This window comes from Rhizobium sp. Root149, from assembly GCF_001427345.1.
Classification (GTDB): domain Bacteria; phylum Pseudomonadota; class Alphaproteobacteria; order Rhizobiales; family Rhizobiaceae; genus Neorhizobium; species Neorhizobium rhizoryzae.
This window is the reverse complement of record NZ_LMGD01000012.1, coordinates 813,239-829,573: the sequence shown is the minus strand read 5'-3', so window position 1 is coordinate 829,573 and position 16,335 is coordinate 813,239. Positions and strand designations below refer to the sequence as shown.

The window sequence follows — 16,335 nt, the reverse complement described above, 5'->3', positions numbered from 1 at the left end:
GTTCAGCCCAGGTCGATTTCGTCGGCAGCCTGCCGAGCACGATCGTCAGAGAAGCTGTTCATCTTCTGCGCCCGACTGGCTTCGATTTCCGCCGCCATATCCAGAACCTCTTGCATCCAGGTGCCGACCCTGAATCCGGTCAGGTCCGCGAACTGCCACTCAGAATATTCCTTCATGAGATCCTTGGTGACATCGAACTTCGCGACCCGGCTTTCCCCGGCATAGAAGTGAACCTCCCCAATGTGGACGTGATCGTCCGGCGATGAGGACACGCCGCTGTCCCGGAAGACGAGACGGTATTGCCGATCTCGGAAGGTGAAATCATTAGTGTTGACAACAACCTTCCGTACGCCGTCCTCCTCTGTGGTGCGAGTGGCCTTGATTTCGGTTGCCTCGAAACCCACCCGGTCCATGAAGTCGTCGCGCTGGCTCCATGCGTGCCAGTGAGCCATGTGCTCCGGGAGACAGCGACCGAGCGCATATGCAATCCGGCCTTCCGTCGCGATCTTCCGAGCGATCTGCACCTTGTAGTGTGCAGCGGTCAGCTCCTCGTCGGGGACTGCCTTTTTCGCAGCATACGAGGCTTCGGCGTAGGTGCGGAGGGAAGCCGCCAGTTTCTTTGCTGCCTCCTCAAGCTCCGCCTGCGTCGACTTCGATCCAGGTTCAATCGGCTCCGCTGCCATCAAAGGCTCGTCCGTCTTCAGATCCTGCTCCTGCTTCTTTTTCCAGAACATGCAATCCCCCTCGTTTTCAGGACGATACCACCATGTTTTCGGAATAGGCAGAGGGACGAATGCTCTTGCGCGGTTCGTCGCCGGCGGCGATGATGTTGACGTGGAGACGGACCCCACGCCCGAAGACTTCCCGGACGGCAAGCCTTCATGGAGGCAGTTCATTGATCTCGAGGGTTCGAGATCGAAGTGTGGCGCTACGTAAAAAAGGCTGTCCACCAGGCAGCCTTTTTCTCTGCCTATAGGTTCCGGAACCGCATCAACTGTATTTATCATCGTCACGGATGTCTCCGTTGTCGCGCACAAAGACCGCGAACGCTCGGTAGCCAGATTCAGCACGAATCTTGTCGGGTGGTCTTCTCCCTCGTTTGGTTTTGTTGACACCGGATAGTCCGGTGGAGCGATGCCGCTCTAGGACCTCTCCGCTATTCGGGAGAGGTAAGGGCGAGGCATCAGGCGATAGCGGGACGGCGCCGTGGCGATGACCGCTGGTCCAATGCTACGGCAGCCTGCAGGTCGAAGAGAGCCTTCCTGGCATGGCGATCGATGTGCCGATGCGCGGCTTCGATCGCATCCGATATCTGCCGATACTCCGCCCAGTCCCGTCTTCCCGCCGCATCCGGCGCCGGTATGACGCGCAGCACGCGCTCCCCAGTCCGACGATCGACGAACCCTGCGTCGCACGCCTGTGTCTCCATCACATCCGCAGGCAGTAGGCCGTCCTCGTCGAGCAACTCGCGCAGTTCCAGAACTCGGTCTGGTGTCGAGACCCAGACCACGGCGACGGTGCCGTTGACTTCGCGCTCGATGTGCATGTGAGTGACCATCGTGGCGGCCTTCTCGCGCGCTTCCCGGGCGAGCTGATGTTGTATTCGTGGATCCATTGTCGTGTCCTCCCAGACTGTTGTTGGATGTGTGAGCGATGCCGCTCTATGACCTCTGCAGATGACCCTGCAGAGGTCAGGGTGAGGCATCATGCTGCGGCTGCCGTCTCCCCCGGTCGGGCAGGTGGACGAACTTGGCCCATCCGAGGTCTGTGCATTCGCCGTCGACCAGTTCCTCGTAGTCGTCGTAGCCAGCGGCCCCCTCGAGGACGCGGAAACCGACTAGGTTGATGTTCCAGGTCTCGGCATGGGACGGTTCGTCGCCAATGCCGCGGAATATCCAGGCTCCCGTTTTGTCATCGAGTTCGCCGCGCTGCAGGAACCGCTCGAAGGCCCAGACTACGCTGCGCTCGGCAGCGGTCAGGTCGTAGTACGACATCCCCAACGGCAGGTGCACGCGTAGACAGGGGCGGTAAACACCGACGGCGCAGGCGGCCAGGATGTCTTCGTCGTCGGTCAGGTAGACTCGGCGGGCAGCGTTGAATTCTTGGATGTTCATGTGTGTTCTCCCTCGTTTTTTTGATGTTGAGCGATGCCGCTCGCTATCGTCTCCGGACAGACGCCGGAGACGATAAGATGGGGCATCAGGCAGCGAGCTTTCCCATCGCCGCCAGTTCGTCGTTGATGTTGACCACGTCGGGATCGGTGCGGCGGTCGAGGTCGAGGTCGAGCGCGTCCAGTTCCGAGAGCTGCCGAGCATGGATATGTCGGATGGTGTCCGCGGTGCCGTACTGCTCGTTGAGTGCGTCGGCATATACGGAGGCTTCGTCGCCGCTGTAGCGCTCATCGTAGCCATACAGCGTCCCGCTCGGCATCGGGGAGAATGCCCACCAGTCCGACATCTTGCTCTCGTCGAGCGCTTCGTTTCCGTGCCAGGGCTCGTCTTCCACGACGACCTTCTCGAAGATCTCCGCTTCAGTTTCCGCGATGAAGGCCATCGGCTGAAGCTTGCGGCGGCCCCAGAAGAGTTGGAGCCTGCCGTCGTCGATGCGGCGGATTTCATAGCCGCAGCCGTCAAAGGTCAGCAGCTCGTGTGCAGCCTCGGCAGTCGTCAGCTTCCGGTGCAGGACATCTCCGTTGCAAGCGTCGATGATGCCCCAGAGGCGTTCGGTTTTCTTGATCGCGTCCATTTCATTTCTCCCGTTTTTCAAGATGAGCGATGCCGCTCTATGACCCCTGCAGTGCTATCTGCAGGGGTCAGGGTGAGGCATCATGCGGCCAGGTTGCTGTTTTGTTCCCCGACCAAATTTCGGCGGGGGATGACCTCGAAGCCGAGGCTGCGGACACGCTCGGTGAGGTCGGCGATGACGGCCTTCCTGAGCCGCCCGAGAGCATCCCGTGACGGCGCCCGTGGATGCGATGGATTGAGCCAGGTGCGCACCGTCGACGGCGTGTAGCCGAGGAGCCGGGCGAGGTCGTCGAGGTCATGCCCCGACGAGAGCTTACGGAAGCGAGACTTGCGGTCGGCGGCGGTCATCATGCTGCCCTCGAAATGCTGAGAACAACACAGCCGACGGCTCGATACTCTCCGCGCTGCAGGCGCCAGCTCTCTTCTTCAAAAAGCGCCTGCTTGAGTTCACGCGAGAGCGACGACGCTTTTCTCACGACGCATTTTTCGCTCTCGCCTAGGCCACGGTTTTGGTCTTCTGCAAACCTAAGTGCGGTTTTCCTGTCGCCGAAGCGAAGCGAATACGTGCCGTCGACACCGCCGCCGAAGCCTCCGGCGAAAAACGTGCGCTTCTCAAGACGGCAAGGCTTCGTCGGATGCGGACGGAGTGCTGTCGTGACGAAGACGTAGCCGAAATTTTCCGAGAGCCGCTCGGACGCGGGTACTATTCTAGCGCTCATGTTCATTCTCCCATGATGAGCGTGACCTCCAGTCCTCCCGGAGGGGGCGATGCCGCCCGGTATCCTCTCCGCCGATGTCGCGACGGAGGGGATAAGGTGGGGCATCGGGTGATCAGGCTGCAGCAGGCCGCGGCGCGAAATCCGCGACGTCGAATTTTTCGGCTTCGAAGACTTCTGGCCCGCGATTCCAATGACCGCGGTAGCGTGTCAGGTTGATGCGGCCGGCAAGGATGCCCTTGCGGTCGTGTGCTGTGTCGCCGCAGACATCGAGCAGCTCGGCGACGAACGCGGCGGGTCGGGGCGCTCGGCGTGACCGTCGTCATCCAACGATCCCTGACCGTCCTCCGACACCCACGAAGCACACTAGAGTGCGTCAAGCGGAGCGTAGTCGCCGGCGAGGAAGCGGTCACGGATGGCCTGCGCCTCGCGAAGCGTTGCCGATTTGCTGTCGTCGGAGCGGTAGTCGCACGGGATGCTGATGGAATAACCGCTGTCCTTCAGCCATTCCTGCATTTCCGTGCGGATATCGAGGGCGCCGTCGACGTTCACGTAGTAAAGGCTGCTATCGGCTGCCTCGCGGAGCACGACGCGGGCGGCGACAACTCCGCTTCTCGGAAAGAAGCTGACTTCGAAATCAACCCAATCGTATTGACCGCTCTCTGTATGTACGAGAGCAAGGCTGCGAAAGTCGGGCCCGAAGACGTCGAAGTGGTATTGTGCGCTCATTTTGGTATCTCCCCGTTCTATGAGCGTCCTCCGTTCTCGGGAGGGGGCGATGCCGCCCGGTATCCTCTCCGCCGACTTCGACGGAGGGGATAGAGTGGGGCATCAGGCTGCTGCGCTTGGAAACAGCAGGTCGGTGACGAAGACCTGCATCGCGCCGCGGACGACGTTTTCGGCGCTCGTCCAGAGGACGTAATCATCGCGCTCCATGCCGTTGGAAACGAACGGCTCCATCCGGCTGCTCTGAAGGTTGAGAATTCCGTTCACGGTCATGTGAGAGTCCGCGTCGTCGAGGACGTGGCCGTCATTGTCGAAATACTCTGCGCAGTCGTAGCGGTTGCCGTGGAGGACAAGAGTGCAGCCGACCATGCTGCACGAGTCAGCGTCGACAAGACGGAGGTTGGTGACAACGATGCCGTAGATTTCGTAAGTGCTCATGTTCTTTCTCCCTGTTGAACATGTTGCCTCCGGAGTTCCCGGAGGGGGCGGCTAGCCCCCAAGCGCCACCGTTGTCGGTGGAACCAGGGGTACAGTCGCCTGTCCCATTCTTGAGCCTTCCTGCGCGGCTGGCGCCGTGTTCGCCGCATACATGCGGGTCGGGTTCTGGAAGGCTGCCTATTCGATTTTCAAAGAGCTCAGTGCCTCGCGGCGCTGCATTCGCTTGTGTCCGTGTTCCCGGAGCCAGGAGTGGCATTGGCTTGGTTGTCGCCGCCGTTGGAAGGTGCAGCCATTTGGCTATTGAGAGTGTCTCTCTGCGCTTCCGATGAATTGATGCTGTCACCGGATATGATGACGCACAAGTATAAAAATGAAGAATTTTACGTGTGCGTTTTGTAGCAGTAGTAAAACCGTGATCATGTTAGCAAACTTTCTTGTTCCCGACCGCTTGCATAACGCGGTTCAGTCGCCGGCGGCAAGTCGTTCTCACAGGCTACTGGTCATCGGCTCAGATGACGCGCCGAAACTGGCGGCGGAAAAATCCGCTGACAAGTACCTGTTTTAGCGATAGAAAATAGCTTTTTTCGCGATGTCGGAATTTCCACCGGCGGAACTCGCCCGCGCTAAACTGGATGCATCGGCACAGCCCGACGGTGATGACGGATATATCCGTTAATTGTTGATAATAAAAGACGAACTGCAGGCAACAAATCTTGACATTGCTTCCTCTATACTTAGCGTCACTCAACTGTCGCGATCGTCGATGAACGGATCCGTATGATGAACGCGCCCGGACACGCATCCGCCTACCGGCGCCCATACCCACATCAGCGAAGACAGGCCAGCACAGCCGCCCACTATCCGGCAGGGGGAGCGCAGGTACGCATCCCCGCGGGTGCCTATATTAATTAAATGCGCGTACGTACGCGGCACGTGTCATCGACGTGAATGGTGATGTGAGGTCACTAATGACGAAAGCCGGGGAAGATGCCCCGGCCTGTCGGATTCATGGAGATGTTCGTGAAGGGTCAGGCTGCCTTGGTGTAGAGTTCCTCGGCACGATTGTAGGCTTCGGCTCGCTGCTGCCAGAGACCGTAGGCATTCCTGAACTCCGGAAGCTCTTCGACCTTTTCCGCCTGCTCAAGGATGTCCCAGACGACATCGCCCTTGTCCTCCCTGAAAAGCTTACCTGAACAGAAGAGGTCACCGTTCAGATCGACTGAGGTTGCGACTGCTACCGATTGCGCCGGATCCAGGTAGACACCTTCCCTGAAGGCGGAGAAGAACACCTTGACCGGCACCGTCGCCGCCACGAAGAACTGGTGGTCGTCGTAGTCGATCTTGTAGTCGAGCGTCTCGCCGAGTTTCCCTGTGACCTTCACATTGGAGACGTGTGGCGCAGGCGTGTCAGGAGCCTTCGGATTTTCCAGCCCCCCCCGGTCAAAATTTCCAGACCCCCCTCCCGGCATTTTTCGGCAGCACCCCCGGGGGTGTTTTCGGACGATGGGGTAGCGGCATCTTGAAGGTCCGCTTCGAGCCTGCAGATATTGAAGTAGAGGTTCGCGGAGGCATCCATGATTTTCATGGGATGAGAATTGGAACCCGCCTCGGTCGCGAGAGCTAAGAAGCCCTACCTGATGAATGCGGCGGTCTCCGCCATGTCTTGAATAGTTGCCATGAATCAATCTCCTCCCGTTCGATTGGCTACAGAATGATTTGTCCTGGATCCGGCCGGCGCAACTGGTATCGGCATCGTTGACAACAAGCCGGGCGCGAATAATCTGCGGAGCGGCAACTCGGGGGCGGGTAATGGGCAGCAAGTCGCAAGTCAGGTCAATGCAGCGTGGGTCGCAGAAACGCGATCGCACCACGTCGAAAGAGCCTGACTACGGCAAGGTCGCCCCTACGATCCGGGACGAGGATCGCGCCCATATCGGCCTGACCGACGCGGCTGCCGAGAAGTTGGCGACAACACTGACGGAGAAGATCCGAGGATACGCCCGGGCGGGGTTCCGCAAGCCTGCAGACGTATCGCGGCTCCTGAACAAGGAAGCCATCCGAACGGCGGCTGGGACGGAGTGGAATCCGAGGCTGGTCTATTTCCTGCTCGACCGCATCTTCGCCGACAGCCCTCGGAAGCCGAAGGCGCCGCAGCCGACCGCGACAACGCTGCCGGATCAGAACAAGTTCGAGCAGGCGCGTCAGAAGGCTCGGAAGCAGCGTGCGAAGGAAGCCGTCACGACACCGAAGCCGGAGCGGCCTCCGAAGACGATTACGGTGCGGGCGCCGTCAGTACCCGTGCCGCTCACGCCCGATGAAATGGCTGCGCGAATCAAGGCGCTGCGGGATCATTTCAACGCCTGATTGGATGCCGTCCCGGAGCAGATCGGTATGTCATCCGAATATATATTGATCTCATCGCAGTACATGCAGAAGCCGTAGCCGCAGGTGATACAAATCGGCCCGCTGTGCTCGTCAGAGGCTTCAGCATCCGGGTCATCGAAATATAAATAGCCTTCGTCGTCGACCTTGCCATCCTGTGTGCGCTGGACCGTGTGTCCCTTTGCGCTGAAGACCTCTGCATACCGCTCGAGATCGTAATAGCTCATGCCGCCTCCTTTCCTGCCAGATCGGCAAGCCCCGGCCAGCACGGAAGCGAGGAGGGCGCCTCGCTCCAGTTTCCGTAGGGATGACTTATGCTTCCGTGAGCGATGACCGAGACATATGTCCGGTTGGCCATGGTGATGAGGTACTGGGCCGCCCGAAGGAAACGCGATAGCTCTTCGTCATCGACAGGATCCGCGCAGCTCTCGATTTCCTGCTCCACGAACTTCACCAGGATCTCGCAGGCGCCAATGACGGCGACGACATCATCAACGAGCTCGTCATGCTGACGATTATGTCCTGCGAGATAGCTGCCGTAGCGGAATGCCGCGATGCGATAGATGGTGTACCATGACCGGTCGGCGGAAATTACAGAACGGATTTATCCGTTATTGGTATCGTCTTCTTCGTCACCATGATGGACGATGGCTGAAGGCTCGTGGCGCGGGTCGTAATCGTCGCGATAGTGTTCCGGTCGATGATCGAGTTGGTCTTCCGGTGTTTCCGGCGCGGGACGGCTGAAGCGACGAAGAGCCGAAGGGCCTGTTTTAGTCGGTGTCGGCGACGTCTCCGATGGATGAGGAATGATATCGGAAGAGCGTCGTCCGAAACCTGCCTTCTGGAGAGCAGTGAGCTCTTTGACCTTCCGAGCGAACTTGGATTCAGGAAGCGTCTCGACGAATTCGTGGTAGAGCCGCAGCGCCGCTCGCAGGTCAGATTTCGTCCGGACATCGAGCAACGCGAAGTCAACGGTGTTCTCGAGAGCAGCCAGTTCCATCGCGATGTCGGCGTATGTCCGTCCGTGCAGAAGCCTCCGGGCGCGGTTGACGCGTGACTTTACGTTAGAAATGCTGGGCGGTGTGAAATCCTTGTCGGGGTGCTCTACAAGGAACCGATCGAACTCCGGGTGAAGCGCAGGAATGTTGTGCCCGCCAGCACGAAGCATGATGACGCTGCCGATGGCCCTCGAAAGGGGCGGAGGAACGGCGTTGGCGATCATTTGCATCGTGTCGCGGTCGGCATATTTTTCCTTGCCCATCGCCAGCCGTCTACGCCCCACCATCTCAAAGTCAGCAGGAAACCCTTGGATCCGCATCGCCTGGTGCGAGGTAAGCTGGAAGGCATCGTCAAATTTCATGTGGTCCGTCGGATGCGGGTTGTCGCGATAGGCTTTGTTCGGCTTTCCGGTGGACGACCTGATGATGGTCGGTGCCGGACGATCGAGGCGATGGACCCCTTTGCCGCCTTTGTATGGCCGCACGAAATACCCACCGCGGCGGATCAGCTCCGCATCGTCCGGAAAGCGGTTAGGTTCGAGGATCGACTTCACAGCCGTCTGCTTACTTGATGCCGCAGCGTCGATAGCGGACTCAAGGAACTGATCGACTTCGCCGAGGCGGCCGACCGTAAAGAATCGTTTCCGGGCCTGCGGGGTGCCGTAATATGACGCGTCGAGGAGCACCTCGGTAAGGCCGTATCCCGCCCGTTTCCATATGCTGCGGGCTTGACGGTAGTTCAGCGACAACGGTGCCCGACGGGTGTTTTCGAAAATGAACCATTCCGGGCGGACGACGGCGATAATCATCGCGTAAGCCTGGGTCATGGCTGCATTCTTGCCAAGAACACCTTTACCCGCCTCGGAGAAGTCCTGGCACGGTGGACCACCGACGATCATCGACGGCGCAGCGCCCATGATATGAATGGCTGCATCGGTGACGTTGGAAAGGTCGAGCTTGAATCCAGGAGTCCTGCTGTTGTGCTCCCACACATCGAGCGCTGCGGCCCAGTATTCGTAGCCAGTCAGAATCTGGAACCCTGCTTGCTCCAGACCCAGCCCCATGCCGCCGATTCCGGCGAACAGCTCAACGACGCGCATCTTCTGATCCTTTCACGGTCTTCTCCGTGACTTAAGGACCGTAGATGAATCCCGAGTAAAAATCTCGGTCGGCCGCGCAGTTGGATCGTCCGGCATGTTCTGGCAGCCAGATCGGCGGCGCTTTCAAGGATTCGCGGATTGTCGGAGCGCTGGTCATCGGAGATGGCATCTGCCAGAAGCGCGCAGCCTTCACGCAGGTCGTCGAGCAGGAAGTCGGCGATGTAGACATCGGAATGATCCGAATCCTCGTCGAGCAGGAAGACGAACCGATTGATGTCAGCGCCGTTCACGAGCCTGTCGACGAGGTAGGCCAGACCGTCCGAGACGATGAAGCTGCTTGGGCCGAGGATATCGTAAATATCTGCGACGAGGCGAAGCTCCCACGCCACACCGATCCGTTCGATGGTCGGCTCGCGATGAACCGCTCGATGCGACGTCACCTGTGGAAATGTATCGATGTTCATGTTCAGTCCTCCCACGAAGATGATGGCCGGCCGGCGCGAGAGCCGCAACTAAAAAGGGCCGAGAGCATTGCTCGGCCTGAGTTCGAAGGAATGAACACGAAGTTCAAGGATGATGATGTGCGCCGGCGGCCTGAGCCGCAAGATCAGAGCAGATCCATCTGACGCAGGCGCAGCACCTGACGCTTGTATCGCCCGGCCATCGCGAGGATCCGATCAGCGAGTTGAGGGTTGCGCAGCGCGGTCTCCAGCCCGGCCTTGCTGAGCATGTGTCCGGGCGAGGAGTCGGACTTGCTGAATCCTTCGTTGTTCTGGTTTCGGGCGTAGTCCGCATCTCGGTTGGCGACTTCCCGCAGCACCTCAAGCGCGTCATGCAGAGCCTTTCGGCGAGGATGATGACTCGGGAATTTGAATTTCAGTCGTGGTGAGAGACGGCAGGACACGGGGGAAGGACCGTCACTACGGGGATCCGAAGATTCCTGATTCTGAATGGTGAAGTAATGCGGAGAGGATGGTGCAGATAGATCGATCATAGTGATGCTCCTCCAGGCGCCTTTTGTGGCAGAGATCGCGGGAGTTCTCGAAGCTCCGACAGATCCCGCCGGAATAAGACTCGGGATTGAAGCTTGAGCTTCGTCTCCCGTGGGTCATAACCCTCGCGCTTCAGCAGATCCTTGGCCAGCCTGATGATGCCCTGCATTTCCGGAGACGGATCGCCCAGACTGGCGTATACCGCGACGGCTGCCGCCAATGCTCGATCCACATGCGATGCTTCGGGTCGGCCTTTCCCGGCTTCGACCACGCGGTACCTTTCAGTCCTTCGACGACCTGCGTCATTCGCGGGGTCCGCAATCCTCGGCATCCGACTGTCCCTTCGTCACTAACCTGCACTAACAGAAGATCGGCTCGGGGCTTGCAAGTGACAAAGGGCTTCAGCGACGACCCGCCGATTGTTGGAACCGCGGAGCTGGTCGAGCGGAGCAGCGCGTAGCGTACACGAAGAGACGAAAGTCTCCTCGTCCGGAGGGGCGGTTCACTTTGATACCGAGGCACGAGGTATATTCTTTTAGAATTCCCGAGAGTTGACACCGATTCCGGTCCGCGCGCACCGACTGCGGTCAACTTCTCTTGTCTACACATTGACCGGAAAAGCCGCTGTTCTGTCTACAAGTTGACCCTTCCGTCTCGGTCTCCTCCTAACCCGAGACGTAACCTCTCCGTCACTAACGGAGCAAATTCTTTCGTCTCGTCTCGGGCTAAAATGTATCCGCACTCTTGTTTCGTTCTCCGCCGGCGGTGACCATTGTCCTGGCCAGAGAGGGAGAACGGCACATGAGGTATTTCAGAAAAACAGGCACGACGGGGGCGGTAAGGCCGGGCGTGAGGGGCGACATGTCGCTGCTGCTTCAGAGCGAGCGCGCCAGCGTGGAGAAGGAGCCGACCTTGGAAAAGGGGGAGGCCCTGATCAACTCCATCCGGTTCTACGGAGAGCGTGAGGGAGACACCCCGGAAGAGGCGATGACAGCAACGTCCGCCGCCCTTTACGAGTACCTTATGGCCAGGGTCCGTCCGCAGCTCGCTAAGAACGAACCCTGCCGCGTTCCATTCGCTGATGCCAAGGAGTATCTCCAGCTCGAGAAGTCGTCGCGGCTGATGGGCCACATGAAGGCGCTCTCCTCCACATGGGTCAGCTACGACTTCCTCGATGTCGAGGAGGGCTTCGAGGAGGCCGGCGAGCGGGTGCAGCTCATGAACTGCTCCGTCTCTACGAAGGCGGGCGAACGCTTCATCAAGGTCGAGATGTTTCCGAGTGTGCGCAAAGCGATCCTTGCCGCGAAGGTCTACACGCACCTCGAACTCGGTGCCTTCCCGCGCTTCTCTTCGAAGTACGCGCACCGCCTATATCCGAGGCTAGCCCTGATGGCCGGCCGAGAACTCCGTCCACCCATGCGCTGGACACCGCAGGAACTGGCGGAGATTCTCGGATGGAAGCCGCCGACGTGGAAGTTCGGCAACTTCGAAGCCCGAGTTCTGAACCCCGTTATCGCCGACATCCATGAGCATGTCCGCCGTTTCGAGATTTCCTGTGAGTACGTCCGAGGCGCCGGACGTGGACACCCGGTCACGGAGATCGTGATCACAGTGGGCAACGCCGCCGTAACGCCCGAAGAGATCCAGAAGGCGGAGATGGACAGATCGGCGCGCACGCGTGTCCGTCGGATCGCCAAGGACGCGGCCGTCGACGACACCACTCAGATGCCTGCAGAGGATCATCTGCGCCGCGCAGCCACCCGCCTCGGCGAACCGGCTACGGTGGTCGCATCGATGTGGACAGAAGCCTTCGCGGACGAGCGGATCATGGAAATCCTGCAGAAGGATGGGCTGAACGCCGCGTTCGAATCCTGGGTGCAGCGGCAGGAAGGAACGATCTCGGTAATCCTTGCCGAAGGATACGGCCTTTCTGACATCGCCCCCGTGATTGACGACCACCTCTGGACGGGCAACCAGCCTCGGACGCTGAGAGTTGTCTGGAACGCTGATGGCGAGCGGCGCCAGCGAGATTTCGAGGTCAACCCAACCGACCGGGATCTGGGCCATTTCTGGATGAAGAACGAAGACCTCATTGCCGATCTCGATATGCTCGATCTGGAGGTGGCGGCATGAGCACGAGAAAACTACCAAAGGCCGTTCTGAAAGCCAACCTTCTAGCAATCGCCGCAGAGGATGCTGCGCACGAAGCAGAGCACCGCGCCCGGTTCGACAAGCTCATTGCGCAGATCAAGGCGGATCTCGACGCAGCAATCGATCCCATCGTCATCCGTAGCGGCGGACTCGATACCGCATTTTCCGATGTCGTTCGGCTTGCAAAGCATCATCTGCGCATGAAGGCCCCGGAGTTCGAGGCTGCGGTGTCAGACCTGAACACAGACATCAGCCGCGTCGTCAACAACTGTCCGGCGGGCAAAGATCTCCGTGAACTCCCCGAGGGGTGGCCGCGCGAGATGCTCATGAAGCCCGAGGAGCTCCGCCTTTCCTACAGCTTGATGACCCCTGAGGGAGAAGCGAAATACATCTCGAATGCAGGTGCGATTGTGGGATATGACGCAGCTCGCATTGCCAAGGCGCGGAAGGTGCGCCGAGTATTTGATCAGGCCCGCCGCGAAAGAATGGCTGTAGAAGCCGAAGAGGTGGCGGCAGCGAGCCGCGCCAGGTTCGACGCTTTCCTGGCGGCGAACCGCCTCCGTCAGCTCGAGTACGAGGCCACGAACCCGCCTGTACCTGATTACGTGACCCGGGAGCGGGAGTGGCTTGCGAGGGCACCCGATCCGAACGAGTGCGTGGATGTCGTGTTCGAGGAGGATGAGTTCTCCCGGTTCGATCCCGAGGAAATGGAGCGTATCCGGGAGGGCGAGGAGTACTACCTGCGCGCCCACGCCAAAAACATGATCCGTGAACTGGAGAAGGTGACAGAGCAAAAGTTCGGCAGCCGCTGGAAGAGCAAGGCCGAACTCCATGCTGCGCTGCGCGCGCATTTCAAATCGTGCGGATACGATGAGGAGCCTGATTTGAGATGGCTTCGTTTCGGGGCTTACACCGATCGCTCATACCACTGACGAGATAATCGGCCCTCGCTGTACAATGATAGTATAACGGATTTATCCGTTAAAATTCTCTTTACCACTATCACAGGATCCGGTACATGATGGGCTCACAACTCCTCCGGGTCCTGTTACTTCTTGTCCCGGATAACGAAAGCGACGTCAACATGAGCAATCTCCGCATAGCCCGAATAGCTGCCTGAACCGCCACGCGGCGGTCTGCTCGTTCGTGTCCTATGTTTCGGAGTTACCCATGTCCTTCACGACCAAATTCTACGTCGCCGACCTCCACCTCTCACATCCCGGTATCCTCCAGCACTGCCACGAGACCCGCCAGTTCTCCTCGACCGAGGAAATGGATGTCGCCATCGTCGATCGCATCAACGCCCGGGTCGCCAAGGACGATATCCTCTATGTCCTCGGGGACTTCTGTTTGTCCGGCATGCACGAATACGTCGAGTATTTGTTCCACGCCATCAACGGCCGCAAGCGCCTCGTCATCGGAAATCACGACCTCGACAACCGCGGCCGCCTGCGGAAGACGCTGGCCGCGCTGCCGTGGGATGTCCCGCCGCAACACTCGATGGAAACCACGGACGGTGCCGACGGCAGCCGTGTCTACCTGAGCCACTACGCTCACCGGACGTGGCCCGCCATGCGCAGGGGCGGTTTCCACTTCTTTGGACACAGCCACGGCGACATGCCTCCGCTCGGCCTGTCCCGCGACGTCGGAATCGATGTTGCCGACATGGACTTCGGCCCGCGAACCTTCAACGAACTTCGGGAGACCCTCGTATGACCCCCACGATTGACCATCTCCCCAAAGGTTGGCAGCCGCTCGCTCAGGAGTTCGTCGAGAAGACCGAGCGCGAGTTCCGGGGCATTGTCATCACGAACCTCTCTGCCAAGAGCGGCTGGTTGTCAGTCGACATCGACAAGAACACCGTTCGCATGCAGGACTTCTGGCGGGCGACCAAGCTGTGCGAAGGCTTGTCCTCGACTTCCTGGAATGTCTGCGTTGAGTGCGGCAGCCACCACGCCGAGCAGCGGCCCGGCCACATCATGCCAATCTGTGACGACTGCCTGAACTGACCCCTCCAACCCACCGAACCTGATTTCCAACCAACAAGTGGGTACCGACATGTCCAACGACGACGAAACCAAAACACTCGACCGCTGCATCGCCGACCTCCACCTCATGCGCGCTCTGCGCCCGTACCGTGCGGCGAAAGCGTACGTCCTCGTCGTGGTGCTGCCTGATGGGGTCTCCCATGGTCCTTGGCAGGGTGCCGCCGGAGACCTGATGAAGGAGTTTACGGTCGGTGTCTCGAAAGACGACGACGGCGACTACGACGTGCGTCGCTATCGCCGTGATCATTACGTTGACGTTTTCGAGGGCGGTAACCGCGTCGTCAACGGCAAGACCGTCGGCTCTACTGATCCTTGGGAAAACGTTGCCTTCGGAATCCGCCGCACCGTGCTGCTGTGCCGCCGCGTCGAAGTCGACAAGGTTCTAGCCTCGAAGGCATCGGCGATCGCAGACCAGGTGATCGACATCGAGAAGCTGGATCTCCCCCTCGTGCAGCGCGCGGTTTTCGAGGCGACTGGCGCCAAGGTATCGCTCGACGAGGCTGCGGAGATCCTTGCCATGCCGCTTGAACTGCGTTCTGTTCTCCGCAAGACCGGTCGCGGAATCCGTTCCGTCCTCGAACGCATGCGCGGCATGACCGAGCCGAAGGACGAGGAGGGGACCGCGATCGCCGCGAAGTCCGACGACGGCCCGCGGCTTGAGGACCTGCACGGCTACGGCGCCGCGAAGGACTGGGGTCTCGAACTCAAGCGCGATCTCGAAGACTACACGGCTGGACGCATCGTTTGGGATGATGTCGACAATGGCCTGCTGCTGTCCGGCCCGCCCGGATGCGGGAAGACGACCTTCGCCCGCGCATTGGCCAACTCTCTGGGTGCTCATCTCGTCGTGGGCAGCTACTCGGCATGGATCGGAACGCGTGACGGACATCAGGGCAGTCTGCTGCGCGCGATGCGTGAATCGTTCAAGGAGGCCCGCGAGAACTCTCCGTGCGTGCTGTTGATCGATGAAATCGACAACTTCCCGCAGCGCGGAAGCCTCGGTCGTGCGGACAGCGACGAATGGAATCGCGGTGTGGTCAACGGTTTGCTCGAATGCCTTGATGGTGCAGTTGAACGCTCCGGTGTGATCGTCATCGGCGCGACCAACTATCCTGGCGGCATCGACACCGCTCTGCTGCGCCCGGGCCGCCTTGATCGTCACGTCCAGATCGATCTCCCCGACGCTCCCGCGCGTGAGGCCATCCTCCAGTATCACCTGCAGGCGCGTCTCGACGTGCAGTCAGTCATCAGCCGCACGGAAGGCTTCAGCGGCGCCGACCTCGAACGCGTTGCCCGTGATGCCCGGCGCATGGCCCGGCGCAAGATGGTGCCGATCTCTGTGGAGCATATCGCAGCGGCGATGCCGGAGATGTATCGCATGTCACGCGAGGAACTGTTGTCGACGGCAATCCATGAAATGGGTCACGCCGTCGTCGGTGTCGTACTCGGGCACCGCAAGCTGAAGCGCATCGTCGTCAAGAAGGAGATCTTCGCCGACGCTTCTTTCCAGGCCGCCGGATTCGCGCACTTCGAGGCGCAGCGTATGATCCGTCGCGACAAACATTGGTACGAGAACGAGGTCGCCGTCATGCTCGGGTCGATCGCGGTCGAGAACCACATGTACGGTAGCCATTGCGACGGATCCGCTGACGACCTGCGTCAAGCGACCGAAGCGGCCTTGCATATGACCGCCGTCGCGGGTTTCGGGGGCAGCCTGGTCTCGGAAGGCCGCGGAGGCGACATGACGCTGCGCCGTCATCAGATGATGTCCGTTGCCGACGACATCCTGCACGAGCAGCTCCTGCGCGCCGCGACCATCGTGGAGCGCTACCAAGACCTCATCGAACGTCTCGCCGAAGAACTCGCTGAAAATGGCGAACTCGATGGCGAGGTCGTCACCCGTACTGTCCTGGAATACGGCAAGCCCGTCCAGCTTGCGCTGGCGATGTAGGAGGCGGCTTCAGAAGACTCCCGGACACGAAGCGCTAGGTCGGCTATGGGGATTTTCACGAAGAATTCACCGAAATCCTAGAGGCAGCA

General features: G+C 59.9%; 20 protein-coding genes. 6 read left to right on the top strand and 14 right to left on the bottom strand.

Annotated elements, in window-relative coordinates; genetic code table 11:
* Window positions 1-2 precede the first annotated feature (2 nt).
* From ASD54_RS10860 to ASD54_RS10820, 9 genes are all read right to left on the bottom strand, one after another.
* The gene (locus tag ASD54_RS10860) at window positions 3-734 is read right to left on the bottom strand and encodes a hypothetical protein (protein ID WP_062554571.1); all 732 of its coding nucleotides are present in this window, start codon (window positions 732-734) and stop codon (window positions 3-5) included.
* A 449-nt stretch (window positions 735-1,183) separates the two neighbouring features.
* Entirely contained in the window at window positions 1,184-1,615 is a 432-nt protein-coding gene (locus ASD54_RS10855; protein ID WP_062554570.1) for a hypothetical protein, read from the bottom strand.
* A 76-nt stretch (window positions 1,616-1,691) separates the two neighbouring features.
* The gene (locus ASD54_RS10850; RefSeq protein ID WP_062554569.1) at window positions 1,692-2,114 is read right to left on the bottom strand and encodes a hypothetical protein; all 423 of its coding nucleotides are present in this window, start codon (window positions 2,112-2,114) and stop codon (window positions 1,692-1,694) included.
* Between the two features lie 85 nt (window positions 2,115-2,199).
* Window positions 2,200-2,745: a hypothetical protein gene (locus tag ASD54_RS10845; protein WP_062554568.1), complete on the bottom strand. Its 546-nt coding sequence runs from the start codon at window positions 2,743-2,745 to the stop codon at window positions 2,200-2,202.
* Window positions 2,746-2,825: 80 nt separating this feature from the next.
* On the bottom strand, window positions 2,826-3,092 hold the full coding sequence (locus tag ASD54_RS10840) for a hypothetical protein (protein ID WP_156379158.1): 267 nt from the start codon (window positions 3,090-3,092) through the stop codon (window positions 2,826-2,828).
* Window positions 3,092-3,463 carry a hypothetical protein gene (locus ASD54_RS10835; protein ID WP_062554566.1) on the bottom strand — a complete coding sequence of 124 codons (372 nt, stop codon included), beginning with the start codon at window positions 3,461-3,463 and terminating at the stop codon, window positions 3,092-3,094. Before ASD54_RS10835 ends, ASD54_RS10840 begins: the two co-directional genes overlap by 1 nt.
* A 363-nt stretch (window positions 3,464-3,826) precedes the next feature.
* The gene (locus ASD54_RS10830) at window positions 3,827-4,189 is read right to left on the bottom strand and encodes a hypothetical protein (protein WP_062554565.1); all 363 of its coding nucleotides are present in this window, start codon (window positions 4,187-4,189) and stop codon (window positions 3,827-3,829) included.
* Window positions 4,190-4,291: 102 nt separating this feature from the next.
* Window positions 4,292-4,624 carry a hypothetical protein gene (locus ASD54_RS10825; protein ID WP_062554564.1) on the bottom strand — a complete coding sequence of 111 codons (333 nt, stop codon included), beginning with the start codon at window positions 4,622-4,624 and terminating at the stop codon, window positions 4,292-4,294.
* A gap of 1,028 nt (window positions 4,625-5,652) precedes the next feature.
* Window positions 5,653-6,093, bottom strand: coding sequence for a hypothetical protein (locus ASD54_RS10820; RefSeq protein ID WP_156379157.1), 441 nt, complete (start codon window positions 6,091-6,093; stop codon window positions 5,653-5,655).
* A 340-nt stretch (window positions 6,094-6,433) separates the two neighbouring features.
* On the opposite strand from ASD54_RS10820, the gene ASD54_RS10810 reads away from it, so the two are divergent.
* The gene (locus ASD54_RS10810) at window positions 6,434-6,988 is read left to right on the top strand and encodes a hypothetical protein (protein ID WP_156379156.1); all 555 of its coding nucleotides are present in this window, start codon (window positions 6,434-6,436) and stop codon (window positions 6,986-6,988) included.
* Here ASD54_RS10810 and ASD54_RS10805 read toward each other — a convergent pair.
* The 5 genes from ASD54_RS10805 to ASD54_RS10785 form a co-directional block, all read right to left on the bottom strand.
* Window positions 6,973-7,233: a hypothetical protein gene (locus ASD54_RS10805; RefSeq protein ID WP_062554560.1), complete on the bottom strand. Its 261-nt coding sequence runs from the start codon at window positions 7,231-7,233 to the stop codon at window positions 6,973-6,975. The genes ASD54_RS10810 and ASD54_RS10805 overlap by 16 nt on opposite strands.
* Window positions 7,230-7,460 carry a hypothetical protein gene (locus tag ASD54_RS10800; protein ID WP_062554559.1) on the bottom strand — a complete coding sequence of 77 codons (231 nt, stop codon included), beginning with the start codon at window positions 7,458-7,460 and terminating at the stop codon, window positions 7,230-7,232. The genes ASD54_RS10805 and ASD54_RS10800 overlap by 4 nt, the downstream gene beginning before the upstream one ends.
* A 150-nt stretch (window positions 7,461-7,610) precedes the next feature.
* Window positions 7,611-9,104: a DNA cytosine methyltransferase gene (locus ASD54_RS10795; protein WP_062554558.1), complete on the bottom strand. Its 1,494-nt coding sequence runs from the start codon at window positions 9,102-9,104 to the stop codon at window positions 7,611-7,613.
* Window positions 9,029-9,568 carry a hypothetical protein gene (locus ASD54_RS26565; protein ID WP_156379155.1) on the bottom strand — a complete coding sequence of 180 codons (540 nt, stop codon included), beginning with the start codon at window positions 9,566-9,568 and terminating at the stop codon, window positions 9,029-9,031. Before ASD54_RS26565 ends, ASD54_RS10795 begins: the two co-directional genes overlap by 76 nt.
* Before the next feature lie 143 nt (window positions 9,569-9,711).
* Window positions 9,712-10,098 carry a hypothetical protein gene (locus ASD54_RS10785; protein WP_062554556.1) on the bottom strand — a complete coding sequence of 129 codons (387 nt, stop codon included), beginning with the start codon at window positions 10,096-10,098 and terminating at the stop codon, window positions 9,712-9,714.
* Between the two features lie 799 nt (window positions 10,099-10,897).
* Here ASD54_RS10785 and ASD54_RS10775 point away from each other — a divergent pair.
* The 5 genes from ASD54_RS10775 to ASD54_RS10755 all read left to right on the top strand — a co-directional run bounded on the left by ASD54_RS10775 (window position 10,898) and on the right by ASD54_RS10755 (window position 16,246).
* Window positions 10,898-12,229, top strand: coding sequence for a replication initiation protein (locus ASD54_RS10775; protein WP_082547169.1), 1,332 nt, complete (start codon window positions 10,898-10,900; stop codon window positions 12,227-12,229).
* Window positions 12,226-13,179, top strand: a complete 954-nt coding sequence (locus ASD54_RS10770) for a hypothetical protein (RefSeq protein WP_062554553.1) — start codon at window positions 12,226-12,228, stop codon at window positions 13,177-13,179. Before ASD54_RS10775 ends, ASD54_RS10770 begins: the two co-directional genes overlap by 4 nt.
* A gap of 238 nt (window positions 13,180-13,417) precedes the next feature.
* Complete coding sequence (locus tag ASD54_RS10765; RefSeq protein WP_062554552.1) at window positions 13,418-13,963, top strand: hypothetical protein; 546 nt, start codon at window positions 13,418-13,420, stop codon at window positions 13,961-13,963.
* The gene (locus ASD54_RS10760; protein WP_062554551.1) at window positions 13,960-14,256 is read left to right on the top strand and encodes a hypothetical protein; all 297 of its coding nucleotides are present in this window, start codon (window positions 13,960-13,962) and stop codon (window positions 14,254-14,256) included. The genes ASD54_RS10765 and ASD54_RS10760 overlap by 4 nt, the downstream gene beginning before the upstream one ends.
* A gap of 49 nt (window positions 14,257-14,305) precedes the next feature.
* Complete coding sequence (locus ASD54_RS10755; protein WP_062554550.1) at window positions 14,306-16,246, top strand: AAA family ATPase; 1,941 nt, start codon at window positions 14,306-14,308, stop codon at window positions 16,244-16,246.
* The last annotated feature ends 89 nt before the right edge of the window (window positions 16,247-16,335 follow it).